We start from the raw sequence: 21089 nt of genomic DNA, 5'->3' as shown, positions 1-21089 counted from the left end.
GACAGCCTCGAGATTCAAAGACGAATTTCGCTACGCTTCCTCGTGAAGCAAGTATTAATTGCTCCCGGTAAAATAAAAATTCGCTGTCGCGCCGTCACTTTCTCTTAACCTTCCCTAATATTCGCCGAAAGTCTTATTCGTGAAGAAATGACGAACCCAAATTAACGTCGTTTTCACGCAAATATAATTAAGTACAACCACATGCATAGAAGCGCCCTAAGAATATAGGTCGTCAATGCATGGCCGTGGTGAATGAAAATAATAAGTGAAGGTGTGAACCGATGACATTCAAGAAAGTCTTGCTGGCTGCAGCGACTGCAATCTCAACTCTGGGCATGGGTACGCTGCCAGCAATGGCGGAAGGTCCTGTCCTCGTTAAGCAAGTACCACCGGAATATCCACGTGGCGCAGAACGCCGCAACCTGGAAGGTACAGTCGACCTCGGATTCGAAGTCGATGCTGATGGCAAAGTTACAAACGTCGAAGTTGTTGGCGCTTCCATGCCTGGCGTCTTTGACTCAGCCGCTGTCAAAGCGCTCGAGCAGTGGAAATTTGAAGCAGGCCAACCAGGCCCTGGTGAAATCACCATCGTCTTCAAGCTGGGTTAATCCACCCCATTCCGTCTCATGACGGATATGACTTGGCACTGGCCTTCGCCTGAAGGCCAGACGTCGACACGTAGAAAACGTCTCGGGGCGCACCCGAGCGCAGAATGACCGACCTGATCCCGGTGGGGGGTCCTGGAGGAGCGCGGAAAATGCCGAAATTTAATATGAATTTGATCAGCTTCAGACTGCCTGCCGCCTTTGCTGGCGCATGCGCAGTTGTGCTGACGCTGGCTGCGGTCAGTATTTTTATCCTGACATCATCCAGCAATGCGCTGAAGACTGTGTCCAGTAAAACACTTCCAGCGATGACCATCGCCAGTAATCTTGAAGAATTTGCGGGCGCGATCACGTCTGACACCAAGCGTTTTGCGAATGTAGACGAAGAAGCTCAGCGTGTATCTGTTCTCGACGATCTCATGGGGGAAGTCGACGAGATTGATAGCAATCTGACGACTCTGAGCTCAATGATGAAGTCTGACCGACTCACAACAATTGATAACGCCGTCGAGAAAGTCGACGTCGCCATCAATGACATGAACTCAGTCGTTGAAAAGCGCATTGCGGCCGAAACCGGTCTAAGCAGCGCGCTGCGAATGGCGCAACAGTATCGCGCCGCCGTCGAAACCGCCGTCGAAGCACAACTTGATGCCGCGGATGAAGGCGACGTTGAAACTCTGCTTCGCGTGAGCCTGACGGCCAACCTGCTGAACTCGCTGTATGCCGAACTTGATCTTCTGGAAGAGGCAGAAGGCATTGCCGCGCTTGAAGACGAAATGCTCTTCCAGATGGACGAGATGCTCGTGAACATCGCCATTCTCGGAAACGCTGCAAGCTCTCAGCTCCAGACAGCTGCAACCGATCTGACAAGCTTTGTTGAAGGCGACGAATCCATCGCCAATCTGAAGCGCGCTTCGCTTGGTTTCGCTGAAGAAGCTGCAGGCCTCGCTGCTACGGCGAACACGGCCGCGAACACGCTCCAGACAAATATCTCCGAGCTCGCACAATCGCTGAAAGAAAATGCAGAGAGCGATTCCTCTTCTGCTGTGACGATGTCTTTCTATGGCTCGATCTTCCTGGTGATCGTTGCGCTTTTCTCTCTGACTAGCGCTGGCGGTGTCGCGTATTTCTACGTGAACCGAAATATTTCGCGCCGCCTGACAAAACTCAACGACGCAATGGCCCGTCTTGCGAATGGCGAGTTTGACGTCGACATGAGCGGCACAGACGGTCCGGACGAAGTGGGACAGATGGCGAAAACTCTGCGTATTTTCGAAGAGAACGGCCGTGAGCGCATTCGCCTCGAAGAAATGCAGCATGCCGAGCAGGAAGAACGTGCGAAACGTGCTGCTGCCATTGAAGCGATGATTTCAGACTTCGACGCTGCCATGCATGACGCACTGGGTACGATGAGCAGCGCTACGGCCGAGCTGGAAAGCACAGCCAAGGTAATGAAATCATCCGCCGAAAACGCTGCAGGTCAGACCGGCTCTGCTGCTCAGTCTGCCGACAACGCCTCTCATAACGTTGGTACGGTTGCATCTGCTGCAGAAGAACTGTCAGCCTCAATCATCGAAATCACACAGCAGATCCACGAATCTTCGAACATTGCGAGCGAAGCCGTGAAAGAGATGCAGGTGTCGTCTGAAAGCGTAAAAGGCCTCGATAAGGAAGCTGAAGCCATCGGCGCCGTTGTTGAGCTGATCAACAACATTGCTGGTCAGACCAACCTCCTCGCGCTCAACGCAACGATTGAGGCAGCTCGCGCTGGTGAAGCAGGCAAAGGCTTTGCGGTTGTCGCAAGCGAGGTCAAGGAATTGTCCAGCCAGACAAGCCGCGCGACTGAACAGATTGCCCAGCAGATTTCTTCCATCCAGAACGCTTCTGGCGCTGCCGTGACCGTGATGGACAAGATCTCGACGCTGATCAGCAATATCGACAACATCTCCGCCTCGATCTTCGCGGCCATGGAGCAACAACGCGCTGCGATCTCTGAGATCTCTCGCTCCGCTCAGGATGCGGCAACAGGCGCCCGTTCGGTCAGCGAGCACGTCCAGTCGCTCAGCGTCACAACGTCCGAAACAGGCGAATGTGCGCAGCAAGTGGAGGGTGCAACAACCGGGATTGTCCGCGAATCTGATCGCATCAAGGGATCGGTCACAAACTTCCTCAGCAGCGTTCGCGCAGCCTAGCGAACAGCTCCCCACCATTCTTCAAAAGCCCCGGTTTCGCCGGGGCTTTTTTATTTATTGCAATGCCCAATCTGTGATCGCCACATCTGTTCGCCTGATGAATATGCAGGCCACGGCAAACGTGAACCGAAGGGTTCCCCCTCACCCGCTATCTTCGCCGCGCGCTTTAATTCTACCTGAAGTCAGTACGGCTTTTGGGGAGTTGCGTATGGGCAAAACGACAAGACGGGCGTTTCTCGGCGGCCTGGGAGTAGCCGCGGGAGGCACCGCACTTTACACAACAATGCGGATGATGGGGGATGTTCCGGCATCGGAATACAAAGGCCCCGTCAAACTGGATGGAAATCCGAACGGCGCCAAAGTACTTGTGCTTGGCGCCGGGCTCGCAGGCATGGTTGCCGCGCTCGAGCTGAGATCAGCCGGATACGAAGTCGAGATTCTCGAATATCGTGAAAAGGCAGGCGGACGCTGCTGGACCTTGCGTGGTGGCGATACTTATACCGAACTCGGTGGCGCGAAACAGAATGTCAGCTTTGCAGACGGCAATTACTTCAATCCGGGGCCATGGCGCATTCCTTATGATCATCACGGCGTCATTGATTACTGCCAGAGACTGGGCGTGCAGCTCGAACCGTTCATTCAAAAGAATTTCAATGCGTATCTGCACACATCACAGGGCTTTGACGGCACGCCAAAGCGATATCGGGAAATTTCAGCCGATTACCGGGGGCAGATTTCCGAATTGTTGGCGAAAGCCGTCAATCAGGGACGGCTCGATGACCTGGTGACAGCCGATGATCGCGACATTCTGATTGAGTCCCTACGCGCCACCGGCATTCTGAACGATGAGCTGACCTATGAAATGAGCATGGCGACGAGCCGTTACAGAGGTTTTGGGAAATTGCCTGGCGCGGGATTTGAAGGTGCGCCAGATGCGTCTGAACCCATCGATCTATCACCGCTGCTGCAATCAAAAATCTGGGCACGTCTTGCCGAACCGGACATGATCGATCACCAGACACCCATGTTTCAGCCGGTCGGCGGGATGGATATGATTGCGCAGGCACTTGCCCGCGAAGTCGGCGATCTGACCCGATACAATTCAAAGGTCCTGTCATTGCAGCAGGATGAAGAACAGGTGACCGTCACCTATGAGGACACTTTGACGGGCGAAAAGGCGTCGACCACCGCTGACTGGTGCGTTTGCACCATTCCGTTTTCAATTCTGGGACAGATCGATCACAATTTGTCCAGCGGTCTTTCTCAGGCGATTGATGGCGTCTGGTATCGTTCATCGGCCAAATGGGGGCTCGAATTCAATCGACGCTTCTGGGAGGAGGATGAAGGCATTTATGGCGGCATCAGCTATACTGACCTTCCAATTGATCTGATCAGCTATCCATCGGGCGACATGTTCTCGAAGGGCCCTGGTGTCCTTCTGGGTGGTTATGTCTGGCGAGATGATCTGGCTTATGAATTTACGGCCATGCAGCCAGACGAGCGCATCAAATGGGCGCTTGAATATGGATCGCGTATTCACCCGCAATACCTCGAGGAGTACAAATCAGGCGTCAGCGTTGCCTGGCACAAAGTGCCCTGGGTTCTCGGCTGCTTCGGGATCTGGCGTGACAAGGAACGCGATTATGCGAACGCAGTCGACATCGACAACCGGGTCGTCTGCGCGGGCGAACATGTCTCATATCTGGGCGCATGGATGGAAGGAGCGGTCCTTTCGGCCGTGGATGCCGTATCGCGACTTCATGACAAGGTGATCAACGGATGAGCTGCTTCATGAAACAATCCAAATATGCCTGTTTTGCCGTTGCGCTGAGTGGCGTTGCGGCTGCCTCCGCCATCGCACAGGATACGCGCCCGGTCACAAGCTTTGAGCCCAGCGAACTGCAGGCTGAGGCCATGGCGAACCCCGGTGTCGCTTTTGAATCCGGAGAGAAGATCTACAAAACAATTTGTGCCGCCTGTCACATGCCAGATGGCGAAGGCGCGGTAGGCGGCGGCACGTATCCAGCTCTGAGCGGCAATGAAAAGCTCGAATATCCGGATTATGCCATCTTCATCATCACAAATGGATACAAAGCCATGCCGTCCTTTGGACATTTGCTGGATGATGATCAGGTTGCAGCCCTGGTCAATTATCTCCAGTCTGGTCTGGGTGAGAACACCTATGAACCAACAGCTGATGCAGAAACCGTCGCGCTGGTGCGCCCACTTGAAGAGAAAAATGAGGGAGAGGAATAAGATGAAATCCATCACCACACTACTGGCGGCCGGAAGCCTGCTTTTGGCAACCGCATGTGCAACAGCAACAGCCGAACCTGACGAAACGAGCGTCAAAAGGCACAAAACCCCGGGCTCAGATTTCCCGATCCTGATGGCCGTTGAAGTTCCCGCCGATGCGACACTGGTTTATTTGAGCGGAACTGTTCCACAACGCATCAATCCCGATGCAGAGGAAGGCACGCCCGCCGAATACGGCGACACGAAAGCACAAACCGAAACCACCCTTAAGGCGATCGAAGCCAAACTGGAATCACTGGACCTTTCGATGAGTGATGTCATCAAAATGCAGGTCTATCTTGTGGCACCAGAGGGCTCTGATTCCATGGATTTTGCCGGCTTTATGGAAGGATATGTCCAATTCTTCGGGACAGAGGAGCAACCTAATCTTCCAACACGCTCTGTATTTGAAGTTGCAGGCCTTGCGCACCCGGATTGGGTGGTGGAAATAGAAGTTGCGGCGGTTCGCTGATCAGCAGAACGATTTTATCCCGCCTCATCAATGCGGGATGAAATCGCATTGATACGGCCCGCGGCATCCGACAAGGCTGCCGCTGCCGTACGCTCGATCAATGTAATACGGTTATCGAGATCGTCGATCTCTTGCTTGTCCATCATGGATTGGGCCGCTTCCAGATCATCAACGAGCGAAAGCCCGGCAGCAATCAACAGCCGCCCATCCCCGACATCACCAATTGTTTCTTCCAAGGCCTTGATACGCGCATTGAATTTCTCCCCCAAAGCGACCAGACGCGCCTCCTGCCCTTCTGCGCAGGCAATCGAATAGGTCTTTCCGCGAATGACGATATCAGCTTTGGACATGTGCGCGCTCTTTCAACCGATCAATGTTCTGTACTGGTCGCGGCCATAGCGGCACGAACCTCTGCAATGGCTGTACCCAATGCCTGCGATGCTTCATCGGCCAGCGCTTCAAGTTCCTGTTCCCGCGCACGCGATGCATCCAGATCCATAGCGAGTTGCGCCCGATCACGTCTGAGCGCCTCAGCTTCCGCGTGAATGATACGAGACATTCTATTCTTCTCGCACAGCGCATCGACACTGTTCTCCAGCCGGGACAATGCCTGATCAAGCTCTTCCGAGGCTGTCTTCAAATCTTTCATGGCGCTTTGCTTGGACCTCAATACGGAAGAATCACAATAAATATCGCAAATTCGAAAAGAAACGCAAACTGCACACTTGACGCTGAGTATCGGTCTACTGTTGATCACGCCAAGTCGGAAACAAGGACAGTTTCAATGAATTTTGACAAAGCGTCATTGAAAGACATGGCCAACGCCATTCGCGCTCTCTCCATGGATGCTGTGGAAAAAGCTGCCAGCGGACACGTCGGTATGCCACTTGGCATGGCTGATGTGGCAACCACGCTGTTCACGTCTCACCTCAAATATGATCCGCAGAAGCCAGACTGGAAAGACCGGGACCGCTTTGTGCTGTCAGCTGGCCATGGCTCAATGCTGATCTACTCCCTACTCCATCTGACGGGTTATGAGAGCGTCTCCCTCTCCGATATCGAGAACTTCCGCCAACTTGGTGCCCAGACGCCAGGCCACCCGGAAAACTTCATTACTCAGGGTGTCGAAACCACAACGGGCCCGCTTGGCCAGGGGATCGCGACAGCCGTTGGCATGGCACTGGCGGAGCGCCATCTGAACGCGCGCTTCGGCAACGATCTGGTTGATCACTACACTTACGTCCTTGCAGGCGATGGCTGCCTAATGGAAGGCGTCAGCCAGGAAGCTATTACGCTCGCAGGCCATTTGAACCTGAACCGCATGATCGTGCTCTGGGACGACAACTCCGTCACCATTGATGGCGGCACAAACATGTCGGATTCCACAGATCAGATCAAACGCTTTGAAGCTGCAGGCTGGATGACCGCCGCGATTGACGGGCACGATCCGGAAGCCATTGATCAGGCACTGACCTGGGCTAAAAGCTGCGATAAGCCCGTCATGATCGCGTGCAAAACCCGCATCGGTTATGGCGCACCGAATATCGAAGGCACCGGTAAGGCGCATGGCGGCCCATATGGCGCTGAAGAAATAGCCGGCATCCGCAAATATATCGGCTGGGACCACGAGCCCTTTGTTCTGCCGGAAGATGTCGTCGCAAACTGGCGCGCAGCAGGCGCACGCGGCGCGGAAGCGCGCGAAACCTGGGAAAAGCGCCTTGCCGGGGCTCAGGAACGAGACGCTTTTGAAGAGGCATTCAACACAGAACTGCCGCCAGCCTTCGCTGATGCGATGGCGGCGCACAAGCAGAGCGTGTCTGACGGCCAGGACAAGAAGGCGACACGTCAATGGTCTGGCGCAGCGCTGGAAGTCGCGACAAAAATACTGCCGACCATGATTGGCGGCTCCGCCGACCTGACCGGCTCGAACAACACCAAGACAAGCTCGACCGGCCCACTGACGGCAACCGACTATTCCGGTCGCTATGTCTACTACGGCATTCGTGAGCATGGCATGGCGGCATGCATGAATGGCATGGCGCTGCACGGCGGCATTATCCCTTATTCCGGCACGTTCTTTGTCTTTGGCGATTATTCTCGCCCGGCCATTCGCCTTGGCGCATTGATGGGAACACCGGTCATTCATGTCATGACACACGATTCCATTGGTCTTGGTGAGGACGGCCCGACCCACCAACCGGTTGAGCATCTGGCCAGCTTCCGTGCCATGCCAAACATTCACGTCTTCCGTCCTGCGGACGGCGTAGAGACAGCAGAGTGCTGGGAACTGGCTCTCGCTCGTACAACCGGTCCGTCTATCATGGCGCTCACACGTCAGGGGGTTGCCCCTGCGCGGTCTGGCAAGATCACGGAAAACCTGTCCGCCAAAGGTGGTTATGTCCTGAAAGAAGCCGAGGGCGATCCACAGGTCGTTCTTCTGGCAACCGGCTCTGAGGTTGAACTTGCGCTCGCGGCACAGGAAAGCCTGAAGTCTGATGGCATCGCAGCTCGCGTTGTATCTCTGCCGTGCTGGGAACTTTTCACCGAACAGGACGAAGCCTATATTGAAGATGTTCTGGGCGGAGACCTGCCGAAAGTCGCTGTCGAAGCAGGCGTTCGTCTGGGATGGGATCAGTGGATTGGCCGCAAGGGTAAATTCGTTGGCATGTCCAGCTTTGGCGCCAGCGCCCCATACAAGGATCTCTTCACGCATTTCGGCATTACGGCAGAGAATGTGGCATCAACGGCCAAGTCTCTCGTCTGATTTTCAGGCATTCCGATAAAGTGAACGTCTTCGAGCCCCTATTGTGACCAATAGGGGCTTTTCTTTTGGGGATGGCTTTGTATTTTCCGCGGCCTGTGAGGCTGGGAGATGGTCATTGTTGAGTTGGGTGAGCTCGGACAAAAAAGAAGCGCGTTCCGTCCGGAACGCGCTTGTTAAGTCCTCAAACCATCTGGGCGAAGACGGTCTGGTTGAAAGGTGTGTGTCCCCCGGGGCCGCCAACCTCTCTTGCGCCCTTCAATCATATGCTCTGGCCCCTCGTCATATGTCATCCATCATACGGAACAGAAATTCATGAGCGATCTGATCGAAGAAGATTTTGACATCGTCGCTCAGAGCTACCGCGTTGTCAGTGATGCTGACGCGTTTGATGCGCTCGTCTCCGCCTGGCAAAAGCGCATGGCACGCAGTGACCACGCTACAGACCAGAATTTTTCTACGCATTTGCGCCAGCATGTAGCCAAAGCCGATCAGCTGGTCGCAGAGAAACCGCTCTGGAGCCTCAACGACCCAGTCGATAAAGCTCTCTCCGAAACGACCAGTCCGACCCTCGTCATTTCACCGGATTACTATGTCCTTGGCGCAAATGAAGGCTGGACACGCCTGTTTGGTCACACTCAGGGGCAAAAGGCCGACGAAAGCTGGGTGTCAGCGGAGTCAACGGAAGCCTTTCGATCTGTCTGCCGGACAGCGCGGGAACGCGGCAATCTTCAGCACGGTATTTTGCGGGTCGAGACGCAAGCACTTGAAGACCGGATCGCTGAAATTTTTCCGATTTCATCCGAAACCGCGACGTCTGGAAACCTTGTTATCCGCCTGCTTGATCCAGAATGGACCCCCGCTGTCAAAAGCGGCATGATGGAAGCCTTCGGCCTGACAAAGGCCGAAGCCGACATCTGTCATGCACTGTTCCGCCTGCGCGATACAAACGCCATTGCAGAAGAGCGCAACACGTCCTCCCGGACAGTTCGCCTGCAGTTGACGTCAATCTTCAACAAGACAGGCGCGAACTCGCAGGTCGATCTCGTCCGCTTGCTTGCGCTTTTGTGCGTCCGGATGGAAAGCTCTCAGAATCAGAAAATTCCGGCCTGGAGCGATCCATATGGTCGCGAGCGCATTTTCACGGACCGGACCGGACGAAAGCTAGCCTATTCCTGGCTTGGCGCGCCGCGTGGAAAAGTTTTCGTGCTGCTGCACGGAAATGCTGTTGGTATAACTCTTCCAGAGGACGCCGACCGTCTGTTTCGAGCCAAAGGCATCTGCCTGATGACCTTGTCCCGCCCCGGTTTCGGCAACAGCGAATTGCGTAAAGACAAATCCGTCATCGACGACACCATGAGCGCGCTGGAGGAGTTCCATCACCATCTGGGCGGGACGCCACTCCATCTGGTCGGCCACACGCTCACAGGTCTCGCTATTGCCCGCTTTGCCCGTCTCAACCCGCAGAAAGTCAAAAGCTTTATTTCCGTCGGTGGCTTTTTCCCAATGCACGATCGAAGTCGGCGCAAGCATTTGCCGCTTGTGCACAACACCTTTCTCGACCTTGCTCACCGGGCGCCTTGGGCCTGCCGCATGCTTGCCCGAACTGGCCAGCGCATCCTGCGCGAGAAAGGCACGGACTGGTATCTGAGCCAGGCATACGCACATTCGGTCCCGGATCAGGAAGTACTGAGCCACCCCGTCTATCGCGCCTTGTTACGAAACGCCTGCGCACATTCGCTCTCTCAGGGCGCAGAAGTGTTCGCTCGCGAATTCGAGCTTTGCCACTATGATGGCTTCCGTGATCTCGCAGAGCTCACCTGCCCCATCCATCTGATCGTCGGCGCAGAAGATCCTCAAATGACGGGCGAACGCATATCAGAACTGATGGACGTACAACCGAACACCAGACTGACATTGATTGCGGATTGCGGGGAGCTCGTCTTCTACAAAGCCTGGCGGAAACTCGCAGACATCATTACTCAGATGGCGGGGAATGAGAAGGATGAAGAAGGCGGAGCATGCGTCCCCCCAGACACTCCAACCCTCTTCGAGGGCCGTGTGTAAGCATCCACCTGAAGACTGTCATATGTCATCTGACATACACTTTGAAATCTTCGCCACTTTTTTTGAACACACAGCTTTTTCTGGAAAAGAACGTCAGTTCAATTTCCTGTTTTGCCTTACGGCATCTGGACGACTTGGCTTGTCCGGTCTAGGAAAGCCCGGAACTCAGCCTGTGTATGAGGGCCGGTGGGCCTATTGAGGAGGTAACTATGGCAGTGCGTGTCGCTATTAACGGTTTTGGTCGGATTGGACGTCTGGTTCTTCGCTCGATCATCGAGCACAACCGTGATGACGTTCAGGTCGTCGCGATTAACGATTTGGGTCCGGTCGCAACCAATGCGCACCTGCTTCAGTACGACTCCGTACACGGCAAGCTTCCTGTGGAAGTGACCGTCGACGGCGACAAGATCAAAGCTGGCAATCAGGAATTCCTCTGCACAGCTGTTCGTGACCCTGCTGAACTGCCCTGGCGTGAACTCGACATCGATATCGCGATGGAATGCACCGGCATCTTTGCCAGCAAGGAAAAAGCATCTGCGCACCTGACGGCTGGCGCCAAGCGCGTTCTGGTTTCTGCTCCGGCCTCCGGCGCTGACAAAACCATCGTTTACGGCGTGAACCATGACGTTCTGACCTCTGACGACCTCGTTGTATCGAACGCATCTTGCACAACGAACTGCCTGTCTCCGGTCGCAAAAGTCCTCAACGATGTCATCGGCATCGAAAAAGGCATCATGACGACCATTCACTCTTACACGGGTGACCAGCCTACGCTCGACCGCATGCATGGCGATCTCTACCGTGCACGCGCAGCGGCCATGTCCATGATCCCGACATCGACGGGTGCAGCAAAAGCTGTCGGTCTGGTTCTTCCAGAACTCAATGGCAAGCTGGACGGTTTCGCGATGCGCGTTCCGACGCCGAACGTCTCTGTGGTTGACCTGAAGTTCATCTCCAAGAAGTCCACGACGACTGAAGAAGTGAACGAAGCGATCAAAGCAGCTGCTGATGGTCCGCTGAAAGGCGTTCTGGGCTATACAACGAACCAGCTTGTTTCGACTGACTTCAACCATGACAGCCACTCGTCCATCTTCCACATGGACCAGACAAAAGTCATGGACGGCAACATGGTCTCTATCCTGTCATGGTATGACAACGAATGGGGCTTTGCGACACGTATGTCTGATACGGCTGTCGCTCTGTCGAAGCACATCTAACAGCGTCGTATAGCGGCCTGATTGGCGGCGATACACTCGAGATAAGAGAACCCGGGAAGTCATCTTCTCGGGTTCTTTTCAATAGCTCTTTTGCTTGAATCGGCCGGTAAGAGCTTTGGTCAATGCTCCTCTCATCCAGGGGCATGGCACTTTCTCGAGAGCAGAGTGCGTAAAAGTCATGAAACACCCGATCTGCGGGTGGTCACGTTATGGACATTACAGACGAGCACGCTAAACCTCTTGTGGGTTTGCACTGTCTGCGTTGCGTTCGGGGGATGGGATTGTCACAAGGCATTCCAAAAGAGTTTTGGGATACGCGCTTTGGTCAGGACGAATACGTCTATGGCACACGAGCGAGTCGCCTGCTCCATGCCTGGGCTGACACCATTTCCGCCAATTGCAGGACAGCACTCATCCCGGCCTGCGGCGAGGGACGTGACGCGGTATTTCTGGCGCAATTGGGACTTGATGTAACAGCTGTCGATATTTCTGCGGAAGGATTGGCCAAAACCCAGAAGCTTGCACAGGAAAAGCAGGTCAACGTTACCACCGTCGAAGCTGATCTTTTCCAATGGGAATGGCCAGTCGCAACGTTTGATCTGGTGGCGACCATGTTTGGACACATGCCGCACGACGTCCGAAAACCACTCCACAAGTTTTATACGCAGGCCCTCAAACCAGACGGCCTGCTTTTTCTTGAAGGTTTCACCCAGGACCAAATCGACTTTCAGAAAAAGTATAATTCTGGCGGGCCACCCGATGCCAACATGCTCTACGTCGCAGACACGCTTGCTGACGAATTTGAAAATGTTGTGCCACTCAGCATGATGTCAGGCGTTGAAACGCTTGAAGAAGGTAGTTTCCATTCCGGCCCTGCGGCGCTCATCCGCGCGGTCTTTCGAAAAACGGGGAATAAGTAATGGCGGATTTCAAACGGATCGAAGATGCAGGAGACCTCTCCGGTAAAACGGCACTGGTCCGCGTCGATTTCAACGTGCCAATGAATGATGAAGGCAAAGTCTCCGACGACACCCGTCTGGTAGCAGCTGTCGCCACCGTCAACGCGCTTCGAAATGCAGGTGCGAAAGTGGCTCTGCTCGCACATTTCGGTCGTCCAAAGGGCGAGCGAGTTCCGGAAATGAGCCTTGAGCCCGTAGCTTCAGCCTTTGCCAAAGTGGTCGGACACCCGGTTGCTTTCGCCAGCGACTGCAAGGGTGACGAAGCAAAAGCGGCAATCGAAGCGCTGGAACCAACCGGCATCATCCTGCTGGAAAATACACGCTATTACAAAGGCGAAGAAAAGAATGATGGCGAGCTGGCTGACGAGATTGCCAAGCTCGGCGACCTTTACGTCAATGATGCGTTCTCAGCGGCTCACCGCGCACACGTGTCCACAGTCGGTCTGGCCGAGCGCCTTCCTGCGTTTGCTGGCAAGTCCATGGAAAAGGAGCTGGATGCCCTGAACGCAGCTCTGGGCGAACCGAAACGCCCTGTGCTTGCCGTTGTTGGCGGCGCAAAAGTGTCCTCGAAGATCGACCTTCTGAAGAACCTCGTTTCCAAGGTTGATGCGCTGGCAATCGGCGGCGGTATGGCAAACACCTTCCTTGCCGCGCGCGGTCACAATGTCGGCAAATCTCTTTGTGAACACGACCTTGCTGATACGGCAAAGCAGATCGAAGCCAATGCGAAAGCCTCTGGCTGTGATATTCTTCTGCCACTGGACGTTGTCGTTACGAAAGAGTTTGCAGCCAATGCCGCGAACCGCACATGCGGGCTGGACGACGTTGCAGAAGACGAGATGATCCTGGACGCTGGCACGCAGACAGTTGTGCAACTGGCAACGGCTATGGACGTCGCAAAGACACTGATCTGGAACGGCCCGCTCGGGGCATTCGAGATGGAGCCTTTCGATGCAGCAACTGTCGCTGCCGCAAAAGCGGCTGGCGCACGCGCAGCAAAAGGCGAACTGATCGCCGTTGCCGGTGGCGGCGATACCGTCGCTGCTCTCAATCACGCCAAGGCTGCAGAAGACTTTACGTTTATCTCAACAGCTGGCGGCGCTTTCCTCGAATGGATGGAAGGCAAACCCCTGCCGGGCGTGGAAGCGCTCAAGGGTAAGTAAGACAACAAAAAACTATGGGAAAAGGGACAGTACTGATGGCAAACCCAGAAATGACCAAACAAGCCGCCGAAAAAGACGGCTTCATCGCAGCGCTTGACCAGTCCGGTGGTTCTACACCGAAAGCGCTTCGCCTCTATGGTATCGAAGAGAATGAATATTCCGGCGATGAGGAAATGTTTGCCCTCATTCATGAGATGCGGTCCCGCATCATCAAGTCGCCTGCCTTTAATGGCGAGAAAGTCATGGGTGCCATTCTGTTCGAACGCACCATGGACGGCGACATCGATGGAACGCCAACGGCAGAATATCTCTGGAATGAGTGCGGCGTGGTTCCGTTCCTGAAGATCGACAAGGGTCTCGCCGACGAGGAAAACGGCGCGCAGGTCATGAAGCCGAACCCAGGTCTCGACGCTCTGCTGGAGAAAGCTGTCTCTAAAGGCATTTTCGGCACAAAAATGCGCTCCAACATCAATGCCGCCAATCAGGCTGGTATTGCTGCAGTGGTTGAGCAGCAGTTCGAAGTCGCCAAGCAAATCCTCGCGCACGGCCTCGTTCCGATCATCGAGCCAGAAGTGAACATCAAGATTTCTGATAAAGCTCAGGCAGAAGACATTCTGCTCGCAGAGATCATGAAAAATCTGGAAACGATCCCAGCTGACAAGCAAGTCATGCTGAAACTGTCGCTCCCGACAAAAGCAAACCTTTACACGCCAGCGATCGAGCATCCGCGCGTCATGCGTGTTGTCGCCCTGTCTGGTGGGTATTCCCGCGAAGAGGCGAATGCTATGCTCGCGCAGAACAGCGGCATGATCGCCAGCTTCTCACGCGCACTGACCGAAGGTCTTTCTGCGAAACAAAGTGATGAAGAATTCGACGCGAAACTCGCTGAGGCGATCGATTCCATCTATGAAGCCTCCAAAGCTGGCTGATCTCTACGATCATACGAAATCAGAGAACCCCTTGCTTCGCAGCAAGGGGTTTTTCTTTGCTCAGCTGTGCCAGCGGCAGGCCGTTCCCACTCCCGGAAGCAAATAGGACAACCGTTCCAGCGAAAAATCGGTTTCGAGACTTTCTCCGTCAGCCTGAGGAATACTGATTTTCATATACTGCGCATGTTCAATGTCGTGCAGGAATGAAATGGCATCCCTCTGATCCCAAAGACCGATGGATTTCTGATCAGATGAGACACTCATCTGCACCATACGAAATGGTCCGGAATCGAGCTGAACCTGAACGCTGATATCGCGGTCCGGTAAAACTTCATCGAGCATCCAGACAACAGATGTCCTTCGCTCCGAAGAACACCGGACGACAAAGGCAGGTTCAACCAGTCGGCCATAACGCCCCCTGAAGGTCTTCCCGATTGTCATCAGGTGAACACCGTCTTCATTTGCAAACTTCTGAACCCCCTCCGGAGCAGACTTCGAAACAGCAAATGCCTGCCAGTCCTGTTCACGCAGACGTCCGGTTCGCTCGTCAAGGGACCAATCTTTCGTATCGATGACCTCTGTCGCCTCGTCCGTGCAGGACAGTTGCCTCAACTCCTCGCCAGGGGACATAGGAAAACGGTGCTCAGCGATTCCACCGAGGTCTTGCGCACAGTCGACCTGAACGGATACAAGATTGGTTGCCTCGGCCTCAAGCCGTCGGCGTTCTGCGCACATGTCCTGCATGCTGACCGCAGCCAAAGACGTAAGGGCAAGCGCGCTCACGCCTCCTGCAATATACCCGATCCGTCTCACGATTCCCCCGAATACAACTTTCCCTCTTCCTAAACCTAAGGTCGCAAAAATTTCTTAATGCATGTTGAACACGTTTTATAGAATTGCGTGGGATGTTAACGATTTCCGCGCGCTCGCCATTTGTCAGCGGGGCTACCGTGCGCAGGAATGACTTGACGAATGAGCCGCTTTTACGTCCAAGACGTGTATGCAACATCGAGCCAGACTTTACCTGATCACACCGCCTGCCATAGACGACATCCAGGCGTTCGAATCACAGCTGCTTCATGCGCTGGATGGCGGAGATGTCGCCTGTCTTCAAATACGGATGAAGGAACAGGATGGGGTCACGGTCGACGCCGACGCCACGCGTCGCCTGTCCGAACGGATCACCGAGAAAGTTCAGGACCGAGATATTGCGGTTCTCATCAATGACCGAGCCGACCTGGCGGCCGAACTTGCTGCCGACGGTGTGCATATCGGTCAATCTGATATGTCCTATCAGGAAGCCCGAAAATGGGTTGGACCAAACGGCATTGTCGGGGTGACCTGTCATGATAGCCGACACCTCGCCATGGTCGCGGGCGAACAGGGCGCGGACTATGTGGCGTTTGGCGCTTTCTTTCCAACCGAAACCAAAAAAGCACCGACAGAAGCCACTCCGGAGCTCCTGACATGGTGGCAGGAAATGATGGAGCTTCCATGCGTTGCAATTGGCGGCATCACACCAGACAATGCTGAAGCACTCGTTCGGGCTGGTGCTGACTTTCTGGCTCTATCATCAGGGGTCTGGAACTTTGCCGATGGTCCAAAAGCCGCCATTGAGCGCCTGAACATGATTTTTGACACCGTCTCAAACGAAGCCGCATCATGACGAAGCCATGGTGGGAAACAACCCCATTGTCGGACATGAGCAATGAGCAGTGGGAAGCGCTTTGCGATGGCTGCGCAAAATGCTGTCTGCTTAAGCTGGAGGATGAAGATACAGGCGAGATCGCGTATACGCGTCTGCACTGCAAACTTCTCGATCCGGACACTTGCCGATGTTCGAATTATGAGAACCGAAAAGCCTTCGTTCCAGATTGCGTAAAGCTGACACCGGATAATCTGAGCGCTTTGAAATGGATGCCCAGGACATGCGCCTATCGGCGACTTAATGAGGGCAAGCCGCTTTTTGATTGGCACCCACTGATCAGCGGCACTCAAACCAGTGTTCATGAACAGGGCCACTCCATTATGGGGCGGGTCGTTTCCGAAGAAACGGTACTGGATGAAGACCAGCTCGACTGGATCGTCGACTGGGAAGGCAACGAGCCCTAGGCCTGAACCGCATTTGACGCTCAACGAACGAACGCGCAGAATGAGGCTAACAACCGGAGCGTGTCATGAAAAACTCGATCCTCGCCTTAGGGGTGTTGTTGCTCTGTCCACTTACTGCGCTTTCTCTTGATTCGGCGCTGACCGAGCATTGGGTCGTCGAAAGCCCGCAAGGGACGTGCCGCCTTCGCCTGACAGAAGACGCCGACCGGATCGGCGAAGGCCGCATCGAAATGGTTGAACCGAGATGCGGACTGCCGCCTATCAGGCGCTACATCATTCCAGAAACGCAAAAGATACGCTTTCTGAACGGTCAGGGTGAATCTGTTCTAACGCTCGTGTATCGCGCGGAAGCCGGTTATATCGGACAATTGGAAACGAATGAGTTCATAAGACTGCACCGGCCAGAGCCCGCAACCGACCATTCAGCGGATGCAACATTGAGTCCCAGAACAGCGCGTCCGGAGCGTCCCAACAGATTGCTGAGCGAGCGCCCTTCACTATACAATCGACCATCCGGTTCCGACGACTGCATACGATATGCCGACACACGGCTTTGCGCAGATGAGGACGATACTGGCCTGCCAGCATCGGCGGCCTTTCATCCACCTGTTTTCACCCTGGAAAGCCTCAACCTGCATTTTATGGCAGGCGGCGAATCCTCTCTGGTCGGTCACGTCGAAGCCGGTAAATGCCTACGTGTTCAGGGCTGCATTGACCGTTCGCTCGGTGACGAAATCTGGTGTGAAGTCGAAGATGGTGATGACTGGAGCTGGATGCTGAAACAGGGTGATGATTTCGTTTATGCCAAAACGGGGTGCAAATAATCTAGCTGTCGCGGGCACCGAACAGGGCCGAGCCGACACGGACATGTGTCGCGCCATACAATATAGCCGTTTCGAAATCACCGCTCATTCCCATGGAAAGCTGCGTCAGGCCATGTCGTTCTGCAAGCCTCGCGAGCAACGCAAAATGTGGCCCGGCAGGCTCATCTGCCGGCGGAATACACATCAGCCCAACAGGAGAAATATCGTAATCCGGACAAACACGATCAATGAAATCGCTTAGCTCACTCGGAAGAACGCCCGATTTCTGAGGCTCCTCGCCCGTATTGACCTGCACGAGAATGTCTGGCGCCTTACCGAGCTTCTGAATGGCATCGGCCAGTGTCCGGCAAAGTTTCTCGCGATCCAGCACATCAATCGTATCAAAAAGGGCGACTGCATCTTCTGATTTCTTCGATTGCAACGGACCGATCAGGCGCAGCTTGAGATCAGGATAGACGCTTCGTCGTTCGCTCCAGCGCTCCTGTGCCTCCTGAACGCGGTTCTCCCCGAAAATACGCACGCCGGAGGCGAGCGCAGCCTCTATGCGATCTTCGGACTGGCGCTTGGAAACAGCAACAAGTTCAGGGCGCTCAGAGCGCCCCGCCTTTTGACAGGCTTTCAGAATACGGTCTTCTATCTCATCAAGATGTCTCTGAAAGGTCTCTGACAATGCCGCTCTCCGTTTCTGGGCAAGGCTTAAAACGTAGAATGGCTTCTGCCGTGCGAGAAGCCAGCCGTCAAATGCCATTCCCCTGGCCGGGCGGATTCTTTCTGACAGATCCGGGGCGAACGCCAGATCCTGCCAGCTTGATTGAGACCCTCCCCCCCGGTGTAGGTGTCATCTACCGGCATTTCGGCGAGGACGATCGCATGGAACTGGCCTCGAAGCTACGCAAGGCCTGCACCAAGCGCGGCATACCGCTTTTGATTTCCAATGATCCTCATCTCGCCATAGCCGCTCAAGCTGACGGCGTGCACTGGCCAGAGGCCCTCGCCCATCAGGCCCGTAGCTGGCGGACACGTTTCACTTTTCAGACGCAATCCGTTCACTCCCCAGCCGGGATGAGACAAGCCGTCTGTGATGCAGTTTTGTTTTCGGTGGTTTTCCCTTCCAAGAGCCCAAGCGCTGGGAGCGCGATGGGACCGATCCGTTTTCGCAGTCTCATCCAAACCAGCAACAAGCTGGTTTATGCGCTCGGCGGCGTCAATGGTTCGACAGCCGGTTCAGTCTGCAGGGGAGCAGGATTAGCAGCGATAGAGGGCTTTTTTGGCAAGTGAACCAAAACCTGCCAGATTATGAGCGCGACGACCGGAAACAGCACCGGACCAAATTGCCAGAACGTTCCAACCATAAATTCCGGAAGCGCTTGTTGCTGACCAAGAAAAAACGAGCCCGCTGCGATGAATAGCGACATGCACATACGCCAGAGGTGACGTGAAATACGCATCACCCCGACGAGCTTTTTTCGAATAATGACATGCAGATCACCAATAGCGGCAAACACGCCAACAATGAGGAAGAGCAAAAAGGCTTCTGACGGCGACCCATCGACGGTGCCGGTGGGATGCCGGCTACCCTGATACATGAACAGCGCACCCGCCGACAGAATAAACAAGGATGTGATAAGCCCAACGTATTCGATCCATCCCACCGCGGGATTGGGACGCTTCGCCGCCAACCACGATGTGACGAGCAGATAAAGCGCCATTACGCCAGCAACAAAGTTCGGCCTTTGGCCTTCATTCAGAAATGGCGCCACGCCAGCACCGATCAAATAGGCAATAAACATGGATACGAAAAATGTGGTGCCGGCAATGCGGTGCACGGGCTTACCCTTTGGAGATGCGATCGCCACGACACCGCTCAACAGACCAACAGCGCCGCCCAATATGTGCCCGTACAGAAGTATGAAAGCGAAGATGTGCAGTAAAACCGGTGCATCTGGTTCAAACGCCAGATTTTCAGCAACGGCGGGAACAGCACCGACGACCAGCCAGAAGACCGCCAGAGAAGACGCAGTTACAATTTTTTGTTGAATAGCGCCGCGCATGAAACTGAACTTTCCTTATATCGATAAGACGTTATTGCTTTTCGATATTTCGTCAAGTCAGCTTCCCTGTCCGCGTGTTCCGCGATTGCCGGACTTATTGCAAACGTTCTGAATCGCGTCCCTTTCTGAAGGTCGGGACATTCAACGGCGCAAGCCATGCACAACGGTCATCGTCGAATACAGAACGAGACGGTGTCGTCTCCGGCAAATCCAGAAAATTGCCTGCTGCGACCCCAAGGCCATCAGGGTGCCGCGCTGTTTTCCAGAATAGGGTCGTCCCACAGGCTGGGCAGAAAAACTGTGTGAAGTCAGCTCCCGACGAGGCCTTTCGAACAAAGCGTTTGGAAACGCCATGTATTTCGAACTGACCGGCCTGAAAATAAGCCCCGAGCCCGAACGGACTGCCCGTTCGGGCTTTGCAATCGGAACAATGACACTGAACAAGACTGTCCGGCGTACTTTTGCAAATGACCTTTAGTCCGCCGCATTCACATCTGGCCGTAAACGCTTTGGACATTCGATCACCCGTGTTCTTTCAGATTATTCTTCAGAAGGTTCAGGAACGCCGACGACATGGAAGCCTGCATCGACGTGAAGCACTTCACCTGTCACAGAATGCCCAAGGTCTGAAAGGAGATAAAGAGCCGAACCTGCAACGCCTTCCATGCGCGTATTCTCTTTCAGCAGTGACATGTCCTTGCCTGTGCTCATGAGAGACTTGCTACCCTTGATACCAGCGAGCGAAAGTGTGCGCATCGCACCCGCAGAGATCGCGTTAACGCGAATGCCTTGCGGACCGAGGTCGCGAGCCGCGTAGCGCGTCGATGCTTCGAGCGCGGCCTTTGCAACGCCCATGACATTGTAAGACGGGATGACGCGTTCAGCGCCGAGATAGGTCATACAGATCATCGAGCCACCATCTGGCATCAGCTCGGATGCACGGCGTGCGCTATCGATGAAAGAGAAGACGGAAATATCCATCGCGCGACGGAAACCTTCACGCGTGGTGTTAGCAACCATGGATCCCTGCAGCTCTTCCTTACCGGCAAAAGCGATCGAGTGAACCAGAAAGTCGATCGTGCCCCACTTCTCCTTGATGGCTGCGAACGCTGCGTCCATAGAGGCGTCATCGGTTACGTCAGCCGGGATCATCGTATCCATGCCGATAGATTCGACCAGAGGGCGGACCCGGCGCTCAAGCGATTCTCCCTGATAGGTGAAAGCGATTTCAGCGCCCTGAGCGGCAAGTTGTTGAGAAATGCCCCATGCGATCGAGTTCTGGTTCGCTACGCCCATCACGACGCCGCGCTTTCCAGCCATTAAATTACCTTCCGGCATAATCCAATCTGCCATGGGATCCTCCTCAAAAGTGGTCTGGAACATTCGCTATGCTGTCGCTAAGGACCCGTCAAGCTGACAGGGTGAGAGAATCAACTCCAGCG

Annotated in this window: 22 protein-coding genes; 15 read left to right on the top strand and 7 right to left on the bottom strand. The window is 54.6% G+C overall.

All coding sequences use genetic code 11. From position 1 onward, the window contains the following. Positions 1-281 precede the first annotated feature (281 nt). The 5 genes from ACFQDM_RS14475 (at position 282) to ACFQDM_RS14455 (ending at position 5564) form a co-directional block, all read left to right on the top strand. Complete coding sequence (locus ACFQDM_RS14475) at positions 282-608, top strand: energy transducer TonB (protein WP_377380219.1); 327 nt, start codon at positions 282-284, stop codon at positions 606-608. Between the two features lie 149 nt (positions 609-757). Further along, positions 758-2797: a methyl-accepting chemotaxis protein gene (locus ACFQDM_RS14470; protein WP_377380217.1), complete on the top strand. Its 2040-nt coding sequence runs from the start codon at positions 758-760 to the stop codon at positions 2795-2797. 208 nt (positions 2798-3005) lie between these two features. Beyond that, positions 3006-4580, top strand: coding sequence for a flavin monoamine oxidase family protein (locus tag ACFQDM_RS14465; protein WP_377380215.1), 1575 nt, complete (start codon positions 3006-3008; stop codon positions 4578-4580). Positions 4581-4588: 8 nt separating this feature from the next. Then, positions 4589-5053, top strand: a complete 465-nt coding sequence (locus tag ACFQDM_RS14460) for a c-type cytochrome (RefSeq protein WP_377380213.1) — start codon at positions 4589-4591, stop codon at positions 5051-5053. A 1-nt stretch (position 5054) separates the two neighbouring features. Continuing rightward, the gene (locus ACFQDM_RS14455) at positions 5055-5564 is read left to right on the top strand and encodes a RidA family protein (protein WP_377380447.1); all 510 of its coding nucleotides are present in this window, start codon (positions 5055-5057) and stop codon (positions 5562-5564) included. A gap of 14 nt (positions 5565-5578) precedes the next feature. Here ACFQDM_RS14455 and ACFQDM_RS14450 read toward each other — a convergent pair whose 3' ends face one another. Together ACFQDM_RS14450 and ACFQDM_RS14445 are read right to left on the bottom strand one after the other, a co-directional pair. Next, on the bottom strand, positions 5579-5914 hold the full coding sequence (locus tag ACFQDM_RS14450) for a cell division protein ZapA (protein WP_377380211.1): 336 nt from the start codon (positions 5912-5914) through the stop codon (positions 5579-5581). A gap of 20 nt (positions 5915-5934) precedes the next feature. Then, the gene (locus tag ACFQDM_RS14445; protein WP_377380209.1) at positions 5935-6213 is read right to left on the bottom strand and encodes a DUF4164 family protein; all 279 of its coding nucleotides are present in this window, start codon (positions 6211-6213) and stop codon (positions 5935-5937) included. Positions 6214-6348: 135 nt separating this feature from the next. Between ACFQDM_RS14445 and tkt the strand changes: the two genes are divergently transcribed. The 6 genes from tkt (at position 6349) to ACFQDM_RS14415 (ending at position 14660) form a co-directional block, all read left to right on the top strand. Continuing rightward, the gene (gene tkt / locus ACFQDM_RS14440; protein WP_377380207.1) at positions 6349-8328 is read left to right on the top strand and encodes a transketolase; all 1980 of its coding nucleotides are present in this window, start codon (positions 6349-6351) and stop codon (positions 8326-8328) included. Between the two features lie 312 nt (positions 8329-8640). After that, the gene (locus tag ACFQDM_RS14435; RefSeq protein WP_377380205.1) at positions 8641-10392 is read left to right on the top strand and encodes an alpha/beta fold hydrolase; all 1752 of its coding nucleotides are present in this window, start codon (positions 8641-8643) and stop codon (positions 10390-10392) included. 209 nt (positions 10393-10601) lie between these two features. Further along, positions 10602-11609: a type I glyceraldehyde-3-phosphate dehydrogenase gene (gene gap / locus ACFQDM_RS14430; protein ID WP_377380203.1), complete on the top strand. Its 1008-nt coding sequence runs from the start codon at positions 10602-10604 to the stop codon at positions 11607-11609. A gap of 281 nt (positions 11610-11890) precedes the next feature. Next, positions 11891-12529 carry a class I SAM-dependent methyltransferase gene (locus tag ACFQDM_RS14425; RefSeq protein ID WP_377380201.1) on the top strand — a complete coding sequence of 213 codons (639 nt, stop codon included), beginning with the start codon at positions 11891-11893 and terminating at the stop codon, positions 12527-12529. Continuing rightward, positions 12529-13731: a phosphoglycerate kinase gene (locus tag ACFQDM_RS14420; RefSeq protein WP_377380200.1), complete on the top strand. Its 1203-nt coding sequence runs from the start codon at positions 12529-12531 to the stop codon at positions 13729-13731. Before ACFQDM_RS14425 ends, ACFQDM_RS14420 begins: the two co-directional genes overlap by 1 nt. A 35-nt stretch (positions 13732-13766) precedes the next feature. Beyond that, positions 13767-14660, top strand: a complete 894-nt coding sequence (locus ACFQDM_RS14415) for a fructose bisphosphate aldolase (RefSeq protein ID WP_377380198.1) — start codon at positions 13767-13769, stop codon at positions 14658-14660. Between the two features lie 60 nt (positions 14661-14720). Here ACFQDM_RS14415 and ACFQDM_RS14410 read toward each other — a convergent pair whose 3' ends face one another. Next, entirely contained in the window at positions 14721-15443 is a 723-nt protein-coding gene (locus ACFQDM_RS14410) for a hypothetical protein (protein WP_377380196.1), read from the bottom strand. Positions 15444-15660: 217 nt separating this feature from the next. Here ACFQDM_RS14410 and thiE point away from each other — a divergent pair, with 217 nt between their 5' ends. The 3 genes from thiE (at position 15661) to ACFQDM_RS14395 (ending at position 17596) form a co-directional block, all read left to right on the top strand. After that, a complete protein-coding gene (gene thiE, locus ACFQDM_RS14405) occupies positions 15661-16326 on the top strand; it encodes a thiamine phosphate synthase (protein ID WP_377380194.1) in 666 nt (221 codons plus the stop codon). Beyond that, positions 16323-16772, top strand: a complete 450-nt coding sequence (locus ACFQDM_RS14400) for a YcgN family cysteine cluster protein (protein ID WP_377380192.1) — start codon at positions 16323-16325, stop codon at positions 16770-16772. The genes thiE and ACFQDM_RS14400 overlap by 4 nt, the downstream gene beginning before the upstream one ends. 65 nt (positions 16773-16837) lie before the next feature. Next, positions 16838-17596, top strand: a complete 759-nt coding sequence (locus ACFQDM_RS14395; protein ID WP_377380190.1) for a hypothetical protein — start codon at positions 16838-16840, stop codon at positions 17594-17596. 1 nt (position 17597) lies between these two features. On the opposite strand, the gene ACFQDM_RS14390 is transcribed toward ACFQDM_RS14395, so the two are convergent. Further along, on the bottom strand, positions 17598-18266 hold the full coding sequence (locus tag ACFQDM_RS14390; RefSeq protein ID WP_377380188.1) for a YggS family pyridoxal phosphate-dependent enzyme: 669 nt from the start codon (positions 18264-18266) through the stop codon (positions 17598-17600). Between ACFQDM_RS14390 and ACFQDM_RS14385 the strand changes: the two genes are divergently transcribed. After that, positions 18266-18874 carry a thiamine phosphate synthase gene (locus tag ACFQDM_RS14385; protein ID WP_377380185.1) on the top strand — a complete coding sequence of 203 codons (609 nt, stop codon included), beginning with the start codon at positions 18266-18268 and terminating at the stop codon, positions 18872-18874. The genes ACFQDM_RS14390 and ACFQDM_RS14385 overlap by 1 nt on opposite strands. On the opposite strand, the gene ACFQDM_RS14380 is transcribed toward ACFQDM_RS14385, so the two are convergent. From ACFQDM_RS14380 to ACFQDM_RS14370, 3 genes are all read right to left on the bottom strand, one after another. Further along, positions 18784-19647 (bottom strand): hypothetical protein, encoded by an 864-nt coding sequence (locus ACFQDM_RS14380; RefSeq protein WP_377380183.1) that lies wholly within the window; start codon positions 19645-19647, stop codon positions 18784-18786. The genes ACFQDM_RS14385 and ACFQDM_RS14380 overlap by 91 nt on opposite strands. A gap of 94 nt (positions 19648-19741) precedes the next feature. Further along, positions 19742-20164 (bottom strand): GFA family protein, encoded by a 423-nt coding sequence (locus ACFQDM_RS14375; RefSeq protein WP_377380181.1) that lies wholly within the window; start codon positions 20162-20164, stop codon positions 19742-19744. Positions 20165-20187: 23 nt separating this feature from the next. Beyond that, positions 20188-21000 (bottom strand): enoyl-ACP reductase FabI, encoded by an 813-nt coding sequence (locus ACFQDM_RS14370; RefSeq protein ID WP_377380179.1) that lies wholly within the window; start codon positions 20998-21000, stop codon positions 20188-20190. Positions 21001-21089 lie beyond the last annotated feature (89 nt).

Source organism: Ponticaulis profundi, from assembly GCF_042659465.1.
Taxonomy (GTDB): Bacteria; Pseudomonadota; Alphaproteobacteria; order Caulobacterales; family Hyphomonadaceae; genus Ponticaulis; species Ponticaulis profundi.
The sequence above is the reverse complement of the archived record's forward strand: the minus strand, read 5'-3'. Positions and strand labels throughout refer to the sequence as shown.

Excerpts from the sequence above, each read along its gene's own strand:
- ACFQDM_RS14420 (WP_377380200.1), top strand. The coding sequence starts at position 12,529 with ATGGCGGATTTCAAACGGATCGAAGATGCAGGAGACCTCTCCGGTAAA.
- ACFQDM_RS14465 (WP_377380215.1), top strand. The coding sequence starts at position 3,006 with ATGGGCAAAACGACAAGACGGGCGTTTCTCGGCGGCCTGGGAGTAGCC.
- ACFQDM_RS14470 (WP_377380217.1), top strand. The coding sequence starts at position 758 with ATGCCGAAATTTAATATGAATTTGATCAGCTTCAGACTGCCTGCCGCC.
- ACFQDM_RS14415 (WP_377380198.1), top strand. The coding sequence starts at position 13,767 with ATGGCAAACCCAGAAATGACCAAACAAGCCGCCGAAAAAGACGGCTTC.
- ACFQDM_RS14475 (WP_377380219.1), top strand. The coding sequence starts at position 282 with ATGACATTCAAGAAAGTCTTGCTGGCTGCAGCGACTGCAATCTCAACT.
- ACFQDM_RS14400 (WP_377380192.1), top strand. The coding sequence starts at position 16,323 with ATGACGAAGCCATGGTGGGAAACAACCCCATTGTCGGACATGAGCAAT.
- ACFQDM_RS14395 (WP_377380190.1), top strand. The coding sequence starts at position 16,838 with ATGAAAAACTCGATCCTCGCCTTAGGGGTGTTGTTGCTCTGTCCACTT.
- thiE (WP_377380194.1), top strand. The coding sequence starts at position 15,661 with ATGCAACATCGAGCCAGACTTTACCTGATCACACCGCCTGCCATAGAC.
- gap (WP_377380203.1), top strand. The coding sequence starts at position 10,602 with ATGGCAGTGCGTGTCGCTATTAACGGTTTTGGTCGGATTGGACGTCTG.
- ACFQDM_RS14450 (WP_377380211.1), bottom strand. The coding sequence starts at position 5,914 with ATGTCCAAAGCTGATATCGTCATTCGCGGAAAGACCTATTCGATTGCC.
- ACFQDM_RS14435 (WP_377380205.1), top strand. The coding sequence starts at position 8,641 with ATGAGCGATCTGATCGAAGAAGATTTTGACATCGTCGCTCAGAGCTAC.
- ACFQDM_RS14460 (WP_377380213.1), top strand. The coding sequence starts at position 4,589 with ATGAAACAATCCAAATATGCCTGTTTTGCCGTTGCGCTGAGTGGCGTT.
- ACFQDM_RS14380 (WP_377380183.1), bottom strand. The coding sequence starts at position 19,647 with ATGCGCGGCGCTATTCAACAAAAAATTGTAACTGCGTCTTCTCTGGCG.
- ACFQDM_RS14385 (WP_377380185.1), top strand. The coding sequence starts at position 18,266 with ATGCCGCTCTCCGTTTCTGGGCAAGGCTTAAAACGTAGAATGGCTTCT.
- ACFQDM_RS14375 (WP_377380181.1), bottom strand. The coding sequence starts at position 20,164 with ATGTCCAAAGCGTTTACGGCCAGATGTGAATGCGGCGGACTAAAGGTC.
- tkt (WP_377380207.1), top strand. The coding sequence starts at position 6,349 with ATGAATTTTGACAAAGCGTCATTGAAAGACATGGCCAACGCCATTCGC.
- ACFQDM_RS14455 (WP_377380447.1), top strand. The coding sequence starts at position 5,055 with ATGAAATCCATCACCACACTACTGGCGGCCGGAAGCCTGCTTTTGGCA.
- ACFQDM_RS14445 (WP_377380209.1), bottom strand. The coding sequence starts at position 6,213 with ATGAAAGATTTGAAGACAGCCTCGGAAGAGCTTGATCAGGCATTGTCC.
- ACFQDM_RS14370 (WP_377380179.1), bottom strand. The coding sequence starts at position 21,000 with ATGGCAGATTGGATTATGCCGGAAGGTAATTTAATGGCTGGAAAGCGC.